The 18,746-nt window shown below is 61.3% G+C and carries 16 protein-coding genes and 1 tRNA gene; 14 read left to right on the top strand and 3 right to left on the bottom strand.

Annotated features, from left to right (window positions below):
* The 11 genes from DWB85_RS03230 to DWB85_RS03180 all read left to right on the top strand — a co-directional run bounded on the left by DWB85_RS03230 (nucleotide 1) and on the right by DWB85_RS03180 (nucleotide 12,397).
* Entirely contained in the window at nucleotides 1–1,866 is a 1,866-nt protein-coding gene (locus DWB85_RS03230) for a 2-oxoacid:acceptor oxidoreductase subunit alpha (RefSeq protein WP_117952774.1), read from the top strand.
* Nucleotides 1,863–2,915 (top strand): 2-oxoacid:ferredoxin oxidoreductase subunit beta, encoded by a 1,053-nt coding sequence (locus DWB85_RS03225; protein ID WP_117952773.1) that lies wholly within the window; start codon nucleotides 1,863–1,865, stop codon nucleotides 2,913–2,915. The genes DWB85_RS03230 and DWB85_RS03225 overlap by 4 nt, the downstream gene beginning before the upstream one ends.
* Before the next feature lie 162 nt (nucleotides 2,916–3,077).
* Nucleotides 3,078–3,779 carry a phosphate regulon transcriptional regulator PhoB gene (phoB, locus tag DWB85_RS03220; RefSeq protein WP_117952772.1) on the top strand — a complete coding sequence of 234 codons (702 nt, stop codon included), beginning with the start codon at nucleotides 3,078–3,080 and terminating at the stop codon, nucleotides 3,777–3,779.
* Nucleotides 3,780–3,798: 19 nt separating this feature from the next.
* Complete coding sequence (gene phoR, locus DWB85_RS03215; protein WP_117952771.1) at nucleotides 3,799–5,067, top strand: phosphate regulon sensor histidine kinase PhoR; 1,269 nt, start codon at nucleotides 3,799–3,801, stop codon at nucleotides 5,065–5,067.
* Nucleotides 5,068–5,090: 23 nt separating this feature from the next.
* Complete coding sequence (phoU, locus tag DWB85_RS03210; RefSeq protein ID WP_117952770.1) at nucleotides 5,091–5,810, top strand: phosphate signaling complex protein PhoU; 720 nt, start codon at nucleotides 5,091–5,093, stop codon at nucleotides 5,808–5,810.
* Between the two features lie 126 nt (nucleotides 5,811–5,936).
* On the top strand, nucleotides 5,937–7,079 hold the full coding sequence (locus tag DWB85_RS03205) for a substrate-binding domain-containing protein (protein WP_117952769.1): 1,143 nt from the start codon (nucleotides 5,937–5,939) through the stop codon (nucleotides 7,077–7,079).
* A gap of 80 nt (nucleotides 7,080–7,159) precedes the next feature.
* Entirely contained in the window at nucleotides 7,160–8,548 is a 1,389-nt protein-coding gene (pstC, locus tag DWB85_RS03200) for a phosphate ABC transporter permease subunit PstC (RefSeq protein ID WP_117952768.1), read from the top strand.
* Nucleotides 8,541–9,827 (top strand): phosphate ABC transporter permease PstA, encoded by a 1,287-nt coding sequence (gene pstA / locus DWB85_RS03195; RefSeq protein WP_117952767.1) that lies wholly within the window; start codon nucleotides 8,541–8,543, stop codon nucleotides 9,825–9,827. The genes pstC and pstA overlap by 8 nt, the downstream gene beginning before the upstream one ends.
* A 159-nt stretch (nucleotides 9,828–9,986) precedes the next feature.
* The gene (gene pstB, locus DWB85_RS03190) at nucleotides 9,987–10,733 is read left to right on the top strand and encodes a phosphate ABC transporter ATP-binding protein PstB (RefSeq protein WP_239017216.1); all 747 of its coding nucleotides are present in this window, start codon (nucleotides 9,987–9,989) and stop codon (nucleotides 10,731–10,733) included.
* 173 nt (nucleotides 10,734–10,906) lie between these two features.
* On the top strand, nucleotides 10,907–12,169 hold the full coding sequence (locus DWB85_RS03185) for a putative porin (protein ID WP_117952765.1): 1,263 nt from the start codon (nucleotides 10,907–10,909) through the stop codon (nucleotides 12,167–12,169).
* A gap of 152 nt (nucleotides 12,170–12,321) precedes the next feature.
* Nucleotides 12,322–12,397 (top strand) — tRNA-Glu (locus tag DWB85_RS03180).
* Between the two features lie 84 nt (nucleotides 12,398–12,481).
* Here DWB85_RS03180 and DWB85_RS03175 read toward each other — a convergent pair.
* The 3 genes from DWB85_RS03175 to DWB85_RS03165 form a co-directional block, all read right to left on the bottom strand.
* Nucleotides 12,482–12,901 carry a hypothetical protein gene (locus DWB85_RS03175; RefSeq protein WP_117952764.1) on the bottom strand — a complete coding sequence of 140 codons (420 nt, stop codon included), beginning with the start codon at nucleotides 12,899–12,901 and terminating at the stop codon, nucleotides 12,482–12,484.
* A gap of 92 nt (nucleotides 12,902–12,993) precedes the next feature.
* Nucleotides 12,994–13,773 (bottom strand): SDR family NAD(P)-dependent oxidoreductase, encoded by a 780-nt coding sequence (locus tag DWB85_RS03170; RefSeq protein ID WP_117952763.1) that lies wholly within the window; start codon nucleotides 13,771–13,773, stop codon nucleotides 12,994–12,996.
* Between the two features lie 8 nt (nucleotides 13,774–13,781).
* Nucleotides 13,782–15,005 (bottom strand): acyl-CoA dehydrogenase family protein, encoded by a 1,224-nt coding sequence (locus DWB85_RS03165; RefSeq protein ID WP_117952762.1) that lies wholly within the window; start codon nucleotides 15,003–15,005, stop codon nucleotides 13,782–13,784.
* 109 nt (nucleotides 15,006–15,114) lie between these two features.
* Between DWB85_RS03165 and DWB85_RS03160 the strand changes: the two genes are divergently transcribed.
* The 3 genes from DWB85_RS03160 to DWB85_RS03150 all read left to right on the top strand — a co-directional run bounded on the left by DWB85_RS03160 (nucleotide 15,115) and on the right by DWB85_RS03150 (nucleotide 18,571).
* Nucleotides 15,115–16,035, top strand: coding sequence for a LysR family transcriptional regulator (locus DWB85_RS03160; protein WP_117952761.1), 921 nt, complete (start codon nucleotides 15,115–15,117; stop codon nucleotides 16,033–16,035).
* 42 nt (nucleotides 16,036–16,077) lie between these two features.
* Nucleotides 16,078–16,377, top strand: coding sequence for a YciI family protein (locus DWB85_RS03155; protein WP_117952760.1), 300 nt, complete (start codon nucleotides 16,078–16,080; stop codon nucleotides 16,375–16,377).
* Between the two features lie 154 nt (nucleotides 16,378–16,531).
* The gene (locus DWB85_RS03150; RefSeq protein ID WP_133300554.1) at nucleotides 16,532–18,571 is read left to right on the top strand and encodes an AarF/UbiB family protein; all 2,040 of its coding nucleotides are present in this window, start codon (nucleotides 16,532–16,534) and stop codon (nucleotides 18,569–18,571) included.
* Nucleotides 18,572–18,746 lie beyond the last annotated feature (175 nt).

Genomic DNA, 18,746 nt, shown 5'->3' with positions numbered 1-18,746 from the left:
ATGAAACAGATCACGTCCGTCAACGACTTCGTCATCAAGTTTGCCAACGTCAATGGTACCGGTTCGGCCAGCGCCAACAATATGTTCGCCAAGGCCCTGTTCCGCATGGGCCTGCCGGTCAGCCCGAAGAACATCTTCCCCTCCAATATCCAGGGCCTGCCCACCTGGTATGAGGTCAGGGTCAGCGAGAAGGGCTACCTGGGGCGCCGCGGCGGGATAGACATCGCCCTGTCGGTCAACCCCCAGAGCATGGCCCAGGACATCCAGGAGGTGGAGCCCGGTGGTTACTTCATCTACGACAACACCAAGCCCCTGGATCTGCGGCTGGTGCGCAACGACGTCAATATCATCGGCATTCCACTGACCCGCATCTGTAACGACGAGTACCAGGATCACCGCCAGCGCCAGCTGTTCAAGAACGTGATCTACGTGGGCGCACTGGCGGCCCTGCTGGACATGGACTTCAAGGTGCTCACCGACCTGGTAGCAGACCAGTTCAAGGGCAAGGAGAAACTGGTCCTGCCCAACATCCACGCCCTGGAACTGGGCCACCAGTGGGCCAGGAACAACCTCGATTGCCCCATTGGCATCCAGGTCAGGAAGGCCGACGCGGTCGGTGACAAAATCCTGCTGGACGGCAATACCGCGCTCGGGCTGGGAGCCATCTACGGTGGTGCTACCGTTGCCGCCTGGTACCCGATCACACCGTCGACCTCGGTCGTCGACGCTTTCGAGAAGTACGCCCGCCGGGTGCGCATCGACCCGGGCACCGGCAGCCGCAATTACGCCATTGTCCAGGCCGAGGATGAGTTGTCGGCCATAGGCATGGTCATTGGCGCCAGCTGGAACGGCGCCCGGGCGTTTACCGCCACCAGCGGTCCCGGAATCTCCCTGATGAGTGAATTCCTGGGCCTGGCCTATTTCGCCGAGATCCCGACCGTCCTGTTTGACGTCCAGCGCGCGGGGCCCTCCACCGGCATGCCGACGCGCACCCAGCAGTCGGACATCCTGTCCACCGCCTATGCGTCCCACGGCGATACCAAGCAGGTGCTGTTGTTTCCGTCGACCCCCAAGGAGTGCTTTGACTTCGGCGCCCTGTCGTTTGACCTGGCCGAACGCCTGCAAACCCCGATCATCCTGATGACCGACCTGGACCTGGGCATGAATGACAACATGTCCGAACCCCTGGCCTGGGATGAGGGCCGCCGTTACGACCGGGGCAAGGTAATGACCACGGAACAGCTGGAAGCGGGCGTGGAGTTTGGCCGCTACCTCGATGTTGACGGCGATGCCATCACCTACCGGACCTATCCGGGCACCCACCCGGAGCGCGGTGCTTTCTTCACCCGCGGTACCTCCCGTGACGAACAGGCGGTATATACCGAGAAAGGCGAGGAGTACGAAAACAATATGCTGCGGCTGATGCGCAAGTGGGACACCATCAAGGAGTACGTGCCCGAGCCCGAGGTCGTCAAAGCCAGGGAAGAGACCGACGAGGCGGTGCTGTACTTCGGCACCAGTGAGGAATCCTCCCGGGAAGCCCTGGACAAGCTCGCCGAGAAGGACGGTGTGCACCTGGACGCCATGCGGGTCCGAGCATTTCCCTTCAACGACGAGGTGAAGCAGTTTATCGAGGATCACCGCCAGGTATATGTGATCGAGCAGAACCGCGACGCCCAGCTGCGCACCCTGCTGATGGCGGAGTTCGAGTTTGGCCCGGACAAGCTCAAGTCAGTGCTCTGTTTCGACGGCACGCCGATCAGCGCGCGTAATATCCGCAAGCAGATCAAGCAGTACCTGGAGGAGGGGGATCCCAAACCCCTGCACCTTACCAAGATAGCCAGCTCGGCGGGAGAGTCAGCATGAGTTACCAGATACCCAAGTTTCGCCACCCCCAGCTGCCGGTCAACGACCTGGGCTACACCAAGGCTGATTACGAGGGCTCCATTTCCACCCTCTGCGCCGGCTGTGGCCACGATTCGATCTCCGGGTCGATTGTGCGCGCCTGTCACGAGCTCTCCATAGAGCCGCACAAAATCGCCAAGCTGTCCGGTATCGGCTGCTCATCCAAGGCCCCGACCTACTTCCTCGGCAAGTCCCACGGCTTTAATTCTGTGCACGGGCGCATGCCCTCGGTAGTCACCGGCGCGGCAATGGCCAACCGCGACCTGATTTATCTCGGGGTGTCCGGTGACGGCGACACCGCCTCAATCGGCATGGGCCAGTTCGCCCACGTTGCGCGCCGCAACCTGAACATGGTCTATATCGTCATGAACAATGGCTGTTACGGGCTGACCAAGGGGCAGGATTCCGCCACCGCCGATGAAGGCTCGGTCAGCAAGAAAGGCGACGCCAACATGTACAGCGCCATCGACCTGTGCGCCACTGCCCTGCAAATGGGCGCCACCTTTGTCGCCCGCAGTTTTTCCGGTGACAAGGAGCAACTGGTGCCGCTGATCAAGGCCGCCATTTCCCACCGGGGCTTTGCCCTGATTGACGTGGTGTCACCCTGCGTGACCTTCAACAATAACCCGGGCTCCACCAAGAGCTACGAGTTTGTGCGCGACCACGCGGAGGCTACCGGGACAGTGGATTTCGTTCCCATGCAGAAGGAAATTACCACCGCTTACGAGGCGGGTTCCAGTCACGAGGTCACCCTGCACGACGGCTCCAGTATCCACCTCTACAAGATGGATGAGGACCTGGACCCCTTCGACCGCACCTCGGCGCTGATCAACATGGAAAAACACCGCACCGCGGGCGACATCCTTACCGGTCTGATCTACCTGAACAAGGACTCCAGGGATTTGCACGAGGTGATGGAAACAACCCGCCGGCCCTTGAATACCCTGACGGAAGACGACCTTTGCCCCGGTAACCAGATGTTGAAAAACATCAACGCCAGTCTCCGTTAAGAATCCGGCACTCTCCCGGATTTCTGTTCGGGAGGGTGGATTGGCGCTCATTTCCGTGAAAATAGCTGACGCGCCGGGGCATTAGCTGGCAATTTGTCATCTAATTGTCACAATTTCATCATCTAATACCTGCATTCGCCAGAATGAGGAAGCCAAGCAGTCATGTCTGAAAGCACAGTACTGATTGTCGATGATGAATGCGCCATTCGCGAGATGCTGCGTATGGCCCTGGAAATTGCCGAGTACCGCTGTATCGAGGCCGATAATATCCGGGACGCCTACACGCTGATCGTCGACGAGCGCCCCGATATCATCCTGCTGGACTGGATGTTGCCCGGCGGCAGCGGCCTCGAGCTGCTGCGCCGACTGAAGCGGGACGGGAATACCGGGGAAGTCCCGGTCATTATGCTGACCGCCAAAACCACCGAAGACAACGTCATCCAGGGCCTGGACGTGGGCGCGGATGATTACCTCACCAAGCCCTTTGCCCCGCGGGAACTGATTGCCCGCATTCGCGCGTTGTTGCGCCGCAGCAGCAGCGGTCTCGCCCAGGGCCGGATGGAAGTTAACGGACTGGTCCTCGACGGTGAGAGCCGGCGCATTTTTGCCGGGGAGAACGCCATCGATATGGGGCCTACCGAGTTCAACCTGCTGCAGTTCTTCATGTCTCACCCCGAACGCGCCTATACCCGCGGCCAGTTGCTGGACCAGGTCTGGGGCGCCAACGTGTATGTGGAGGAGCGCACCGTTGATGTGCATATCCGCCGCCTGCGCAAGGCCCTGCAGACCGCCGACGCCGACTACTCCAGCCTGATACAGACTGTGCGTGGAACCGGCTACCGCTTCTCCTCCCGCGGACTCTAGCAGGAGTTAAACAGCGGTCATGCACTGGTTCACGCCGATATCGCGGATTTTGCTGGTAGTGATGGCCGGCGCTGGCGTCGGCTGGTATTACGGCAATACGCTGGCCGGCGCCAGCGTCGCCGCAGGCGCCGTGTTGCTGTTCTGGTCGCGGCAGATCTGGCTGCTCGAGCGCTGGCTGCGTGACACCTCCCGCCCGCCACCGGACCTCCACGGTATCTGGGGCGCCATCGTCAGTCATGTACACAAACAGCGGCGGGAGGCCAACGCCGCCCAGGAGCGGCTGCAATCCACCGTCGACTACCTGCTGGATTCCTTTGCCGCCATGCGTGACGGGGTGGTAATCGTGGAGAGTGGCGGGGCGATACGCTGGTGTAACGAGGCCGGGCAGCTGCTGCTCGGCCTGCGCTACCCGGATGATGTTGGCCAGGCCATCACCAACCTGGTGCGCGAACCGGCGTTTATCCGCTACCTGGACGCCAGGGAATACGCCGAGCCGCTGGTGTTTGAAGCCGGCGGGTCGACGAAGTCTTTCCTGCAATTGATCGTTACCCGCTTTGCCGGTGGTGACACCCTGCTGTTTATACGCGATGTCAGCGACCGGGTTCGCACCGAACAAATGCGCAGGGACTTTGTCAGCAATGTGTCCCACGAGTTACGCACCCCGCTCACGGTGATCAGCGGTTACCTGGACACCATTCTCGGCGACAGCAGTGCGCTGCCGGCCCCTTACAGCAACGCGCTGCAGCAGATGGCCGTGCAGTCCCATCGCATGGAGTCACTGCTCAAGGACCTGCTCTGGCTGTCGCGAATTGAAACCGCGGAACGCCGGGAGAAGAACGAGTGGGTGGATATGGCTGCCCTGCTGGAAGAGTTGCAGCAGGAGGTCAGCACTATCTATCCGGACAGGCCTTTCAGGCTGGACGTCCAGTGCACGCAACGGGTAAAGGGCGACTACCGCGAGCTGTACAGTGCAGTCTCCAACCTGGTCCTCAACGCCTTCAAATACAGCCCCCGGGGTGGAGAGGTATTTGCTTCCTGGCGCAAGGAAGGGGAGGATTACCGTCTGGATGTCCGCGACCGGGGAATCGGCATCGACCCCGCCCATTTCCCGCGCTTGACGGAGCGGTTTTACCGGGTCGAGGACAGCCGGGCCTCTGCTACCGGGGGCACCGGTCTGGGGCTGGCAATCGTCAAACATGTGGCCGCCAGCCACCGGGCGGAATTAAAGGTTGAGAGCCGCCTCGGTGAGGGCAGTACATTCTCCCTTGTCTTTCCCGCACAGAGCTGAATAGCCAAATAGAGGACGCGACCATGCTGAAGCAAGAAGATTACAAGCAGCACATCTCGGAGAACTACAATAACGAGCTGGAGCAGATTAAAAACCACCTGCTGGAAATGGGTGGCAAAGTGGAAAAACAACTGACTGAAGCACTTGCCGCGCTGATTGCCAGGGATACCGGGGAAGCGGAGGAGATTATCAACCGCGACCACGAGGTCAACGAGATGGAAATGCGCATCGACGACGAGTGTGCCACCATCCTTGCCCGCCGCCAGCCGGCCGCCAGCGACCTGCGGCTGGTGGTCACCGCTATTAAAGTGATTACCGACATCGAGCGGATCGGCGATGAAGCGGCAAAAATCGCCCGCCAGGGTATTCGCCTGGCGGAAGAGAGTGTGTCGCCGACCAATTACATCGAGATCCGCCATATCGGTGCCCACGTGGCTTCCATGCTGCATAAGGCCCTGGACGCCTTTGCCCGGCTGGATATAGACCTGGCGATCGCGGTGATCAGGGAAGATGACGATGTCGACAAGGAATACGGCAGTGCCATGCGCTCCCTGGTCACCTTCATGATGGAGGACCAGCGCAATATCGGCGCGATTCTCAATGAAATGTGGGCCCTGCGCAGTCTCGAGCGCATTGGCGATCACGCCGCCAATATTGCCGAGCACGTGGTATATCTGGTCCGGGGGCTGGACATTCGCCACCAGGATTCGATCGAGGAGATCATTGAGCGGCCTGGCTCCTGAAAAGGAGTAAATCCCAGTATAAACAAACGCTTGCGACTGTCATATTCCCGTAACATTACCGCAATAAACTGGCGGGCAAATGCAGGGGCAAAACTTGCCGAAACCAGTCTCAGGGAGTGTTTCTACGTGAAAAAGCAGATTCTCGGTGCGGTCGCACTGGCCGTTGGATGCAGCAGTATCACCCATGTCCAGGCACAGGGCCGCGACAACGTCAGTATTGTCGGTTCTTCCACTGTCTACCCCTTCGCAACCGTGGTCGCCGAGCGCTTCGGCCGCGCCACCGACTTCAAGGCGCCCAAGATCGAGTCAACCGGCTCCGGTGGCGGACTCAAACTGTTCTGCAAGGGACTCGGCGCCAATACGCCGGATATCACCAATTCATCCCGCCGCATCAAGCAGAGCGAGTACGATGATTGTCAGCAAAACGGGGTCACCGATATCCTCGAGGTGCTGGTGGGCTACGACGGTATTGCCATCGCCAACTCGCGCAATGCGCCACAGATGGCGCTCTCACTCAAAGAGATTTACCTGGCACTGGCGAAGGACCTGCCCGGCGCGGATGGCAAGTTGATTCCCAACCCCTACAAATCGTGGCAGGACATCAACCCGGCACTGCCGGCAACGGCGATTGAGGTTCTGGGCCCGCCGCCCACGTCCGGCACCCGCGACGCCTTCGCCGAACTGGCCCTGGGGGGCGGTGCCAAACAGATCCCGGCACTCAGGGCGCTGTATGACCTGGGTAGCGGCCAGGTCGCCGAGCTGAGGGCCGCAATCGCCGCGCTGGGGCTGCCTGCGGGCATGTATGACGCCCTCGCTGAGCGCAAGGGCAAGGCGCCCTCTGGCAAGGATGTCTTCAAGACCATCGCCTATTCGGTGCGTGAGGATGGCGCCTATATTGAAGCGGGTGAGAACGACAATCTGATTGTACAGAAGCTGGAAGCCAATCCCGATGCCCTGGGCATATTCGGTTACAGTTTCCTGGACGAGAATGGCGACAAGGTACAGGGCTCGCTGATCGATGGCGTGGAACCTGACTTCGACACGATCGCCGATGGTGACTATCCTGTGTCCCGTCCGCTGTATTTTTACGTGAAAATCGCCCATGTGGGCCGCATCCCGGGTATCCAGGAGTACGCCGCTGAATTTGCCTCCGACCGCGCCATGGGTGAGGACGGTTACCTCCCGGAGAAGGGGCTGATCCCCCTGGATGATGAGGAACTGGCGCAGGTACAGGCCGACGTGGCTGCGTTGCAACGACTGGCACTGTAAGGCACCCGTTCGGCCAGGGACTTTCATGCTCTAAACCGTGCGTCGTTCCCGGCGGCGCACATTTTGTTGAAGAATCCACCATGCAGACATCAACTGTGTTTCTCACCTTGCTGGCCCTCTGCGCTGTCAGCTTCTATGTCGGTCGCCATCGTTCCCGCCTGGTGGGCATGGCCGGTGGTGGTCTCACCACGCTGAATTCGCTGCCCAAACACTACGGCTATATGGCCGCGCTGTGGGCGGGCCTGCCAGCCCTGGTCCTGTTCGTGGCCTGGCTGGTGCTGGAATCCACCGTGCTCCGGAACCTGGTGGTGGCGACCCTGCCCGCGGAAGTCCAGGCCATGCCCGCCAGTGAACAGGGTCTGTACTACAACCAGCTGGTGGCGCATGCCCTGGGGAGCGTCGACGCCAGTGTGCTTACCGGGGCCCAGTTGCAGGGCGCTGCCTATTACAATGAACTTGTCGCGACCAGCAGGATGCTCAAGATGCTGCTGGTCACAGTGGTGGCGATACTGGGCGGTGCGCTCGCGGTACTGCGGGTCCGACCCGACTTTCGCGCCCGCAATCACGTTGAGAGCATCTTCACCTGGATGCTGTTCATTTGCTCTTTCATTGCGGTACTGACCACCCTGGGTATTGTCCTGTCGGTGCTGTTCGAGGCTGTTCGCTTTTTCCAGGTCATCGACATCAGCCATTTCCTGTTCGGCCTGCAGTGGAGCCCGCAAATGGCAATTCGCGCCGACCAGGTTGGCGCCTCCGGCTCCTTCGGCTTCGTGCCCCTGCTGGTCGGCACGCTGTTGATTTCCTTCGTGGCCATGCTGATAGCGGTGCCTGTCGGCCTGATGTCGGCGATTTACCTGTCTGAGTACGCCAGCCGCCGATTCCGGGCCGTGACCAAACCGGTGCTGGAAATTCTCGCCGGCGTACCGACCGTGGTATACGGCTTCTTCGCGGCCCTGACCGTGGCTCCCTTCCTGCGCGACCTGGGCGAGAGCCTGGGCCTGTCGGTGGCTTCCGAGAGCGCTCTGGCGGCGGGACTGGTCATGGGCATTATGATCATTCCCTTCGTCATGTCGCTTTCCGACGACATTATCAGTGCCGTTCCGGATTCCATGCGCGAGGCCTCATTGGGCATGGGCGCCACCATGAGCGAAACCATTCGCAAGGTGCTGATGCCCGCAGCCCTGCCGGGCATCGTCGGCGGGATTTTGCTGGCGGTGTCGCGGGCCATTGGCGAAACCATGATTGTAGTGATGGCAGCGGGGCTATCGGCAAAACTGACCATCAATCCGCTGGAAGCGGTGACCACCATTACCGTGCAAATCGTTACCCTGCTGGTGGGTGACCAGGAATTTGACAGTCCCAAGACCCTGGCGGCCTTTGCCCTCGGCCTGGTGCTGTTCTTTGTGACCCTGCTGTTGAATGTCGTCGCCCTGTATGTAGTGCGCAGGTACCGGGAGCAATATGAGTAAGGAAACCTGCAAAAACACCGAGCTGATCCAGGCCTCGCTGAAAAAGCGTTATGCCCGTGAGCGACGGTTTCAGCTGTACGGGCAGCTGGCGGTCCTGGCCGGCTTTGTCTTCCTGTTCATCCTCCTGTTCGACATTGTCAGCAAGGGGACGCCGGCCTTTACCCAGCAGCACCTGAACATCGCCGTGCAGTTTGATGCCGACACACTGGGCCTGGGTGATTCGCCCTCCGCGGAGGATATCTCCCGGGCCAACTTTGCCGCTATCGTCAAACACTCCCTGCGGGAGATGTTCCCGGAGGTGACGAGCCGTCGCGACAAGCGCCAGCTGTATCGGATAGTGAGTATCGGCGCCGAATTCGAGTTGCGCGACAGGGTTCTGGCCGACCCCTCCCTGATCGGGCAGACCCGCGATATCTGGCTGCTGGCCCACTCGGAAGCGGCGGCCTACCTGAAAGGGCAGGTCAGTCGCGATATCCCGGAAGTGGAGCGCAAGCTGAAGAATGTGCAAATGGACTGGCTGGATACCCTGCGCGAGAACGACCGCAGCCGCGGCTCCTTCAATACCCAGTTTTTCAAGTACGGTGACTCCAGGGAGCCGGAGCTGGCGGGTATTCGCGCCGCCCTGCAGGGCACGTTTTTTACCCTGCTGGTGACCTTCCTGCTGGCCTTCCCGATCGGGGTCTGTGCCGCGGTTTATCTCGAGGAGTTTGCGCCGCGCAACCGCCTGACCGACCTGATTGAAATCAACATCAACAATCTGGCGGCGGTGCCGTCGATAGTGTTTGGCCTGCTCGGGCTGGCAGTATTCATCAACTTTTTCGAGCTGCCGCGCTCGGCGCCACTGGTCGGCGGTATCGTGCTGTCTCTGATGACCCTGCCGACCATCATCATTACCTCGCGGGCTGCGATCCAGTCCGTGTCACCCTCGATTCGCCAGGCTGCGCTGGGGGTAGGGGCGTCCAGGCTGCAAACGGTGTTTCACCATGTGTTGCCGGTCGCCATGCCCGGTATTCTCACCGGCTCCATTATTGGCATGGCCCAGGCTCTCGGTGAATCGGCGCCATTGCTGATGATTGGCATGGTGGCTTTCATCATGGACGTGCCCGCGGGCGTCACCGACCCCTCCACGGTATTGCCGGTGCAAATCTACCTCTGGGCCGACAGCCCGGAGCGGGGTTTCACGGAAAAGACCTCAGCCGCCATTATGGTGTTGATGGGTTTCCTTATTCTGATGAATGCGCTGGCCATCTACCTGCGCAAGCGCTTTGAATTAAAATAGGATACAGGTTTAAACATGCAGGGCTCTTTAAAAATGAAGGCATCGGAAGCAACGACCTACGGCACTGTGCCCGCTGAAGCAGCGGGGCTTGATATACACGAGCACACCGATGTCAGCGACTACCGGACCACGGGTACCCCCCTGATCGACAAGCCGAAAATGTCGGCCCGCAATGTCAATGTCTATTACGGCGACAAGCACGCCATTATGGATGTGTCGCTGGATATCGGCGAGAACGAGGTGATCGCGATGATCGGGCCGTCCGGTTGCGGCAAATCCACCTTTTTGCGCTCGCTGAACCGGATGAACGACATCATCCCGATCTGCCGGGTCGAGGGCGACATCAAACTCGATGGCGAGCACATTTACGCTGCCGGCCAGGACACCGTCCTGCTGCGGGCGCGGGTAGGGATGGTATTCCAGAAACCCAACCCCTTTCCGAAGTCCATCTACGAAAACGTCGCCTATGGCCCCAGGATTCACGGCCTGGCCCATAACAAGGCGGAGCTGGACGAGATCGTCGAACAGAGCCTGCGTCGGGCCAGCCTGTGGGACGAGGTCAAGGACCTGCTCGACAAGCCGGGTACCGGTCTCTCCGGCGGACAGCAGCAGCGGCTGTGCATCGCCAGGGCCATCGCAGTCAGCCCGGAAGTGATTCTTATGGACGAACCCTGTTCCGCCCTGGACCCGATTGCCACTGCCCGCATCGAGGAACTGATCGACGAACTCAAGGAGCGTTTCACCATCGCCATCGTCACCCACTCCATGCAGCAGGCGGCGCGAGTGTCACAGCGCACCGCCTACTTCCACCTGGGCAGGCTGATCGAGGTGGGGGACACCAAGCAAATCTTTACCATGCCCGCCCATGAGCTGACCGAGAATTACATTACCGGCCGCTTTGGTTAGGGGCAGACCGCCACGCGGAAAGCCGGCCCGGTCATCGCGGCTGTATTCGGTACTGCTTCCGCAGTATTCTTTGCCAGAAGTGGCACCGCTGTCATAAAAATGACATATGAGTGCCTTATTCTGCGCGCATCTCGTCACAGTAGCGTCATATAAATGTCATCAGGGGGATCACCATGAAAGCAATAAACGCAGCGATACTGGCCACAGCGGTGGCCGGCGCCAGTGCGGGCGCCCAGGCAGCGGTTTCCGATGCGGAGTGGCAACAGTTCAAGGCCGAGTTTGCTGACATGGCCGCCCGGGTGCAGGCGCTGGAGGCGGAAAACGCCCGCCTCAGGGATTCCCGTGTGGTGGAGGAGGACCTGTCGCAGCTGCAGGCCGATGTCAGCACCCTCCAGGCGCGCAGCGAATCGGCCTCCTGGGCGGAGAATATCGCGCTCAAAGGCGACTTCCGCTACCGCTACGAGTCCATCGATGTGGAGAACAGGGACCGCCGGGAACGCAACCGTATCCGCGCCCGCCTGGCGCTGGCGGCGGCCCTGCCCAACAATACCGAGGTGGGTCTGGGGGTGGCGACTGGTGGTGATGATCCGGTATCGACCAACCAGAGCCTTGGCGGCGGCGGCAGCACCAAGGACGTGCGCCTGGACAAGGCCTACTTCCGCTGGAACGCCAGCGAACAGCTGTACCTGCAGGCAGGCAAGTTTTCCAACCCCCTGTACCGACCCCAGAAGAGCGGCCTGTTGTGGGACAGCGACTGGCGGCCGGAAGGCATCAGCGCCGGCTACTCAGCGGACCGTTTGTTCGCCAGCTTCATGGGCAACTGGCTGGAAAGCGACAGCGGCGGCGGCAACGATACCTTCAGCTGGAGCCTCCAGGGTGGCACCCGTCTCACCCTCGGCGAGGCGACCCTGACTGCGGGTATTGCCTATCACGATTTCCCGACGGCGGGGCGCAGTCCGTTTTACGGTGACGATGACGAGCCCGAGTTCTTCGGCAACAGTTCAGTGGGCGAGGTCTACCGCTATGACTACCAGATGATCGAGGTGGGTGGTGACCTGGCCATGAATGTGTTTGATATGCCCCTGGCGGTGTACGCCAACTGGGTTAACAACCAGGACGCGGACGATTACGACACCGGCTGGCTTGTGGGTATCAGCCTCGGCAAGGCCAGCGGCAAGGGCAGCTGGGCAATAGGCTACCAGTACCGGGACCTGGAGGCGGACGCGGTACTGGGCCTGCTCAGCGACTCCGATTTCTCCGGCGGCGGTACCGACGGCAAGGGGCACATTCTGAGCGGCGCCTACGGCATCAACAAACAGTGGTCCCTGGGGCTGACCTGGTTCCTGGACAACGAGGCGGGAGAGAAGAACCTGGCGGACCGCGGCGGGGCCCTCAGCTACGATCGCATCCAGCTGGATACCAAGTTCAAGTACTAGGGCCTGTTCAGAGCGAAAACGGCCCTGGCTGGAGAGCGTGAGAGAGGAACACCGCAGGCGGCAAAATAATGCCACGGAAATATAGCGGTAACGGTTGCATTGCCCGTTTTGTTCCTTATAATGCGCGTCTTCTGGCACGGCCAGAGTGTTGCGTCCCGTTCGTCTAGTGGTCCAGGACCCCGCCCTTTCACGGCGGTAACAGGGGTTCGAACCCCCTACGGGATGCCATATCCAGAAAACCCGGCTTATGCCGGGTTTTTTTATGCCTGCTGAACAGGCCGCCCGGTCTCGGGCAAAGTTGAGGCCGGCGGCTCAGGCGACCCTGATCCAGGTGTCCTCCTCGGGTGGATTGAGCTGGCTGTAGGCGAGGTCGAACTGGCCGCGTAGGCGGCCGGCAAAGGCCGGACCAAGCACCTTGAGGAGGCTATCGAGATAATCGGCCCGCGCACCCGGCGCGGCAATATAGATGTTGCCCCAGTAGTTGCAGGGCAACACCCATTGCTCCAGCCAGTCAGCCATTTGCGCCGGGGTAAAGCGGGGCTCACCTTCCTGGTGGCCTATGCTCACCGCTGATCCGTGTCCCGAGATGAACAGATCCTCCCCCTGGGAGAGGACACCGGTATAGCTGCAGTCCTTGCTGTAGGGCAGGGCGAGGCCGTAGACGGCCCGGGGATAACGCCGGAACAGGTGTTGGACGTGTTCGGCGTTGCTGATGTTGAGGCTGATAATCAAGGGGGCTCCTTATGTGCTGTCAATCCATGGAAAAATCCTGTGACAGGCACAAAGTATCGCCGAGTCGAGGCCCGGCCCTCAATTACATCGGCTTACAGGGAGCCTACCAGGTGGCCCCCGTCCACCGGAATAGTGGCACCGTTGATGAAGCTGCCGGCTTCCGAAGCCAGTAGCAGCAGCGGGCCACTGAGTTCGTCCAGCTCACCCATGCGCCCGGCGGTGGTGGTTTTGAGGTAGTCCTGCCCGCGCTCGGACTCCAGGTAGCCGGCGTTCATCTCGGTGGCAAAGTAGCCGGGACAGAGCGCGTTGACGCGAATCTGTTTCCGCGCCAGTTCCAGGGCCATGGCTTTGGTCATCTGCACCACCGCAGCCTTGGAAATGGCATAGGTGCTTTCGCCAAAACCAACCCGTATGCCGAGAATGGAGGCAATATTGACGATACTGCAGGGGTGGTCGGCGGCGACGTTGCGGCTGGCAACCCCGTGGGCAACCCGCCAGGCGCCTTTCAAGTTGGTCTCCATGACGGCATCCCAGTTGGCTTCGTCCTCCTTGAGGCAGGTCCGGGAACCCGCCACCCCGGCGTTATTGACCAGGATATCGATAGCCCCGGCGTCCTGCTCGGCCGCATCCAGTGCCCGGGTGACGCTGGCAGCGTCGGTGACGTCCATGGCGACCGCGAGGGCATTGCCGCCGGCATCCTTGATCTGCTGCACCAGGCCCTGTAGCTTTTCCCGGCGCCGGGCCGCGGCGACCACGGTGGCACCTGCGCCGGCCAGGGTGCGGGCAAAATGGGCGCCAAGGCCGCTGGAAGCGCCGGTCACCAGGGCCACCTTGCCCTGCAGGTTGAAACGTTGTTCGATGCTTGGGTTCATGCTGGGTATCACTCCTCGGTAAAGCGCTTGATGATCATTTTGCCCAGTGCCATCTGGTGCACCTGGTCCGGGCCGTCCGCCTGGCGGCACCAGCGGGCATAGTTGAACCCTTCAGCCATGCAGTAGTCCTCGGTGAGGCCGCCGGCCCCATGCATTTGCATGCAGCGATCGATGACCTGCTGCATCATCAGCGGCACGCTGGTCTTCGATGCCGCGATCAGGTCCATGGCGCCCTTGGCGCCGACCTCGTCCATCCTGGCACAGGTCTTGAGGACCAGCAGCCGGGCCATCTCGATTTCCGAGTAACAGCGCGAGATGTCCTCGCGCACCGACTGGTGCTGGGACAGCTTGCGACCGAAGGTTTCGCGCTGCTCGGCGCGGGCACAGGCCAGCTCCAGCGAGCGCTGGGCGATGCCGATCAGTCGCATGCAGTGGTGTATGCGGCCCGGGCCAAGCCGTCCCTGGGCGATTTCAAAGCCGCGACCCTCACCCAGCAGGATATTCTCTGCCGGTACCCGTACATTGTCGAAACGCAGTTCCGCGTGGCCCAGCGGCGCATCGTCATAACCCAGGGTGGTCAGGGGCCGCACCAGTTCCAGTCCGGGCGTGTCTTTGGGCACCAGCACCTGGCTTTGCTGCTGGTGCCGGTTGGGGTTGTCCGGGTCGGACTTGCCCATCACGATGAGGATGCGGGTGCGTTCGTACATGGCATTGGTAATGAACCACTTGCGGCCGTTCAACACCCACTCGTCGCCGTCGCGCTCGATGCGCAATTCCACATTGGTGGCATCGGAGCTGGCCACCTGGGGTTCGGTCATGGCGTAGGAAGAGCGGATTTCACCGGCCAGCAGCGGTGCCAGCCAGGCCTGCTGCTGGGCCTCATTGCCGTACTTCATCAGCACTTCCATGTTGCCGGTATCCGGGGCGTTACAGTTGAACACTTCCGGCGACCACAGCACCCGGCCCATTAGCTCGGCGAGGGGGGCGTAATCGAAGTTTGAGAGCCCGTCATGGTCGGCAAAACTGGCCAGTGACGGCGGAATAAACAGGTTCCACAGGCCGGCATCCCGCGCTTTCTGCTTCAATTCATCCATCAGTGGTACTGGCGCCCAGCGATTATCCGCGGCGTGCAGATACCCGGCGTAGGCCGCCTCGTTGGGATAGATATGCTCATCCATGAAGGCCTGCAGGCGTTGCTGTAACTCGACTGATTGCTGACTGAACTGGTACATAAAATCCTCCGGGGTTAAAGCGGCGATGGTAAGGCCAGCCAATAAATCACTCAAATTTATTTCTATAATGAGCTATCATTCATGTGGTTTATATTGAGGCCTGCTGATCATGCGCCTGGACAAGGTCGACCTGAACCTGTTCGTGGTCTTCGACACACTCTACCGGGAGCGGTCGGTAACCCGGGTCGCCCAGCGCCTGCACCTCACCCAGCCGGCGGTATCCAATGCCCTCAATCGCCTGCGCCAGACCTTTGACGACCCCCTGTTCGTGCGCGGCCCCCGGGGGATGCAGCCGACGCCGGTGGCGGACGCGGTAAGCGCCGATATCCAGCGAGCCCTGGCGCTGTTGCAGAAAAGCGTGGGTGGCCAGCACCGCTTTGACCCGGCCGAGTCGGCCAAGGTGTACCGGGTGGGCATGAATGACCTGGCCCAGGGCCTGGTGCTGCCGGGTCTGCAGCGGACGCTTGCCGACCGGGCACCTGGCGTCAGCGTCCACGCGTTCTACCAGGGCCGTGACCTCTCGGTCGAACAGTTGAAAGCCGGCGACCTGGACCTGCTGATCGATGTGCCCCAGCTCAATGCCCGCGAGCTGGAGCAGGTCCAGCTCGGCAGTATCCCCTATCGTCTGGCGCTGTCCGCCACGCATCCGCTGGCCGGAAAAGCCCCGGACATGAGTGACTATCTCGGCGCCGAGCACGTGCATGTGTCGAGCCGGGCCCGGGGCAGGGGGCAGGTCGATCTGGCGCTGCATAATCGCGGCCAGCGCCGCTCGGTGAAAATGCGGGTACAGCACTATGCGGTGGCGGCGGCCATTACCGCCGGCAGTCAACTTTTGTGGACGGCGCCGGCGTCGGCGCTGGATTATCCGGGGCTGGTGGTTTGCGCGTTGCCGTTTGAGGTCGAGCCGCTGGCGCTCAATCTCTACTGGCATCGCAGCGCCGACCAGGACCCGGCGAACGCGTGGATGCGCGAGCTGTTAACCCGGCAGTTTGAGCACGGTCTGTTGAATGTCAGCCGCAGCAGGCCATAATAGCGGCTCCGGAACCAGTTCCAGCCGCAACGAGGACGACGCATGTGGTACGCCATCATTACCCAGGATGTAAAAGACAGCCTTGAGGGCCGCAAGGCCCACCGCCCCGCGCATCTCGAGCGCCTGCAGGAACTGGTGGACCAGGGGCGGCTGCTGATCGCCGGCCCACACCCGGCGGTTGATGCCGAAGACCCGGGCGAGGCGGGCTTTACCGGCAGCCTGATCGTCGCCGATTTTGACTCCCTGGAAGCCGCCCAGGCCTGGGCCGAGGCCGACCCCTACACCGTGGGCGGGGTGACCGAGAAGCTCAAGGTGAAACCCTATAAAAAAGTGCTTCCCTGATTGCCTGAATGTCGCTGCTGAGCTCTTGTTAGCGGGCGGTCGTTCGGGGACAATGTCAGCCAGGCTCACCCGGCATGCAGCGACACTGCCCGCCGTGCGCGTCCCGCTACGAAAACGATGTCATTGTCGCCGCTAACGCGGCGGGGAAGCAGTTTTGTCACAATCCGATCCCGCCGGGGATGCTGAAAATACGATAAATCTCGAGGAGCTGCTTCCCGCGCTTCGGCAGCAGACAACCCGGATATTGCGCTCCACCGGCGAATACGCTTCCGGCATGGCGCGGATTTACGTCGCCATGCGCCCGCTGGCCAGCCTTATCAACCGGCGCGCCGACATCACCGAGCCGGAATTACACAGCGCCCTGGATGCCCTGTTCAGTTCCCTGCAGGATCACCCCCTGACCTCCCAGTTAACCCAGCTGACCCGGCGGCTGCGGGACGACAATATCCTGCCCAATGAGGAGAGCACCGAAAACCTGCTGCGCTTCCTGATGGACCAGGTCACCGCGCGTTCGGTGATTCCCATACCCGAGCAGGTCACCGAGGAGTTCTGGTCGTTCTTCAACGACCTGATGAGCGAACCGGAACTGAAGGGCCTCGGCGAGATCAGCCTGGATGTGGCGCGTATCGTGGTCAATGCCTACGAGCCCCTGCTGGTCGATGTGATCAACCAGCTCAAGCACATGCGCGACAGTAATAATCGTCACCTCAGGGAAATTGTCGGCCAGACCGCTGTGCTCCGTTCTGACCTGGATATCTTCCGCCGGCAGATCGGCGCGCTGGCCTATATCCGCCAGTTTTTCGACACTGATCCCGAGGACTTCAAGACCCAGGCCGAGATCGTGGCGCAAATGGTGCGCGAATTCGGTCCCTTCTTTATCAAGATGGCGCAGGTGGCTGCCTCCGGTTCCGATTTCCTCCCCGACCAGATCAGCGAGGCGCTGGCAGTTTTCCAGGAGGACGTCGAACCCATGACCCCGGCGGAGGTGGAGCAGGCCTTCCTGGAGAGTTTCGGGGTGCTGCCGGGCAAGCGCTATTACGATTTCGATGCCTCAAAGCCGCTGAAATCCGGCTCCATTGCGTCCGTATACGTGGCCGAGAAACCGGTCCTGAACCGGCGCGGTCGCCAGGAGCTGCAGACGGTGGTGGTCAAGGTGGGCCGTCACAATCTGGAACGCGAGTTCCTGATCGGCAAGACCGTGATCAAGCTGGCGATCCTCAGCAGCCAGTACTGGGCGCCGCATTCCAAGCTGTCGCCCTTTCTTTCTTCCTGGCTGGACCAGGTGGATGTTTTTGTCGAGGGCTTCCGCGCCGAGCTCGACTTCGAGGCCGAGGCCGCAGTGCAGGCGCGCTTTGCTGAACGCGCCGAGTACACCGGCGGCTGGCACGTGCCCCGGGTGTACCAGACCACCCGGCGCATTATCGAAATGGAATACGTCGATGCCGCCCAGGGGCTGGGAACGGCATTCAAGGGCATGGGCAAACGCAAGAGCCTGCGCAGCCGGCGCCGGGTAGGGCGGGCCTTCCTCCATACCGTGATGTCGCACATGTTTATTTACCAGGAGTTCCACGGCGACCTGCACCCGGGCAACCTGCTGGTGGACGCTGACCAGCGGCTGTATTTTATCGACTGGGGCAACAGCGTCGACCTCGCCCCGATCTGGCGCCCGGCGCTGCGCTACCTGCAGGCCATCTTCGCCGCCGACGCCGCGGCCATTACCGACGCCATGATCGGCCTTGGCACCCGTCCTGAGGAGTTACAGGCCAGTCGCGCCACCATGCTCGCCCTGGTGGAAGAGGCGCTTGAGGATGCCCGCCTGCCGCCGCTGGGCATGGACTTTGCCCTGGTGCTGTACCAGGAAGGCGTGGACGGGCTGAAACGGCGCCTGGAACTGGCCATGGGCCTCGGCGCCATCATGAGCCGCCAGGGCATCGTCATCAACAGCGACTACATGCACCTGAGCCGCAGCATAGCCGCCATGCTCGGCTCCTACCTGGGCATTTACAGCGGGGTCTCCCGGCTGGCGCTGGTGCAGGACCTGATGATTGTCATGTGCCGCTTCCCCTCCCTGGAGGGCTATCGCCAGGCCACCGGCTACCGCAAGCGACTGCTGCGCCAGGTGGCGCGGGACTTGCCAGTGGGTCGAGGCGCTCGCAGCCGCCGCGGCAGCAGCGAGCTGCCAGTCACGGCCTGAGCCTGGTCTGAGTGTTTTATCGCAGTCCAGCGAAAGCCTTCTGGAGAAAACCGGACTAGCCTGAAAAATTCACGAAGGGGATAGTAAAACGACGGAAAGATCTTGAAAATAAGGGTGTCGAAGCCATACCAACAAGAAATTCCGCCGTGACAAAATGCTACCAGAATTCGTTCGA

The sequence above is a fragment of the Seongchinamella sediminis genome, from assembly GCF_003457605.1.
GTDB classification, from domain to species: Bacteria; Pseudomonadota; Gammaproteobacteria; order Pseudomonadales; family Halieaceae; genus Halioglobus; species Halioglobus sediminis.
Note: the sequence above shows the minus strand (reverse complement) of the source record. Positions and strands in the feature narration are given on the sequence as shown.

Coding starts and splice junctions, on each gene's coding strand:
- DWB85_RS03230 (WP_117952774.1), top strand. CDS start 1: ATGAAACAGATCACGTCCGTCAACGACTTCGTCATCAAGTTTGCCAAC.
- DWB85_RS03225 (WP_117952773.1), top strand. CDS start 1,863: ATGAGTTACCAGATACCCAAGTTTCGCCACCCCCAGCTGCCGGTCAAC.
- phoB (WP_117952772.1), top strand. CDS start 3,078: ATGTCTGAAAGCACAGTACTGATTGTCGATGATGAATGCGCCATTCGC.
- phoR (WP_117952771.1), top strand. CDS start 3,799: ATGCACTGGTTCACGCCGATATCGCGGATTTTGCTGGTAGTGATGGCC.
- phoU (WP_117952770.1), top strand. CDS start 5,091: ATGCTGAAGCAAGAAGATTACAAGCAGCACATCTCGGAGAACTACAAT.
- pstC (WP_117952768.1), top strand. CDS start 7,160: ATGCAGACATCAACTGTGTTTCTCACCTTGCTGGCCCTCTGCGCTGTC.
- pstA (WP_117952767.1), top strand. CDS start 8,541: ATGAGTAAGGAAACCTGCAAAAACACCGAGCTGATCCAGGCCTCGCTG.
- pstB (WP_239017216.1), top strand. CDS start 9,987: ATGTCGGCCCGCAATGTCAATGTCTATTACGGCGACAAGCACGCCATT.
- DWB85_RS03185 (WP_117952765.1), top strand. CDS start 10,907: ATGAAAGCAATAAACGCAGCGATACTGGCCACAGCGGTGGCCGGCGCC.
- DWB85_RS03170 (WP_117952763.1), bottom strand. CDS start 13,773: ATGAACCCAAGCATCGAACAACGTTTCAACCTGCAGGGCAAGGTGGCC.
- DWB85_RS03165 (WP_117952762.1), bottom strand. CDS start 15,005: ATGTACCAGTTCAGTCAGCAATCAGTCGAGTTACAGCAACGCCTGCAG.
- DWB85_RS03160 (WP_117952761.1), top strand. CDS start 15,115: ATGCGCCTGGACAAGGTCGACCTGAACCTGTTCGTGGTCTTCGACACA.
- DWB85_RS03155 (WP_117952760.1), top strand. CDS start 16,078: ATGTGGTACGCCATCATTACCCAGGATGTAAAAGACAGCCTTGAGGGC.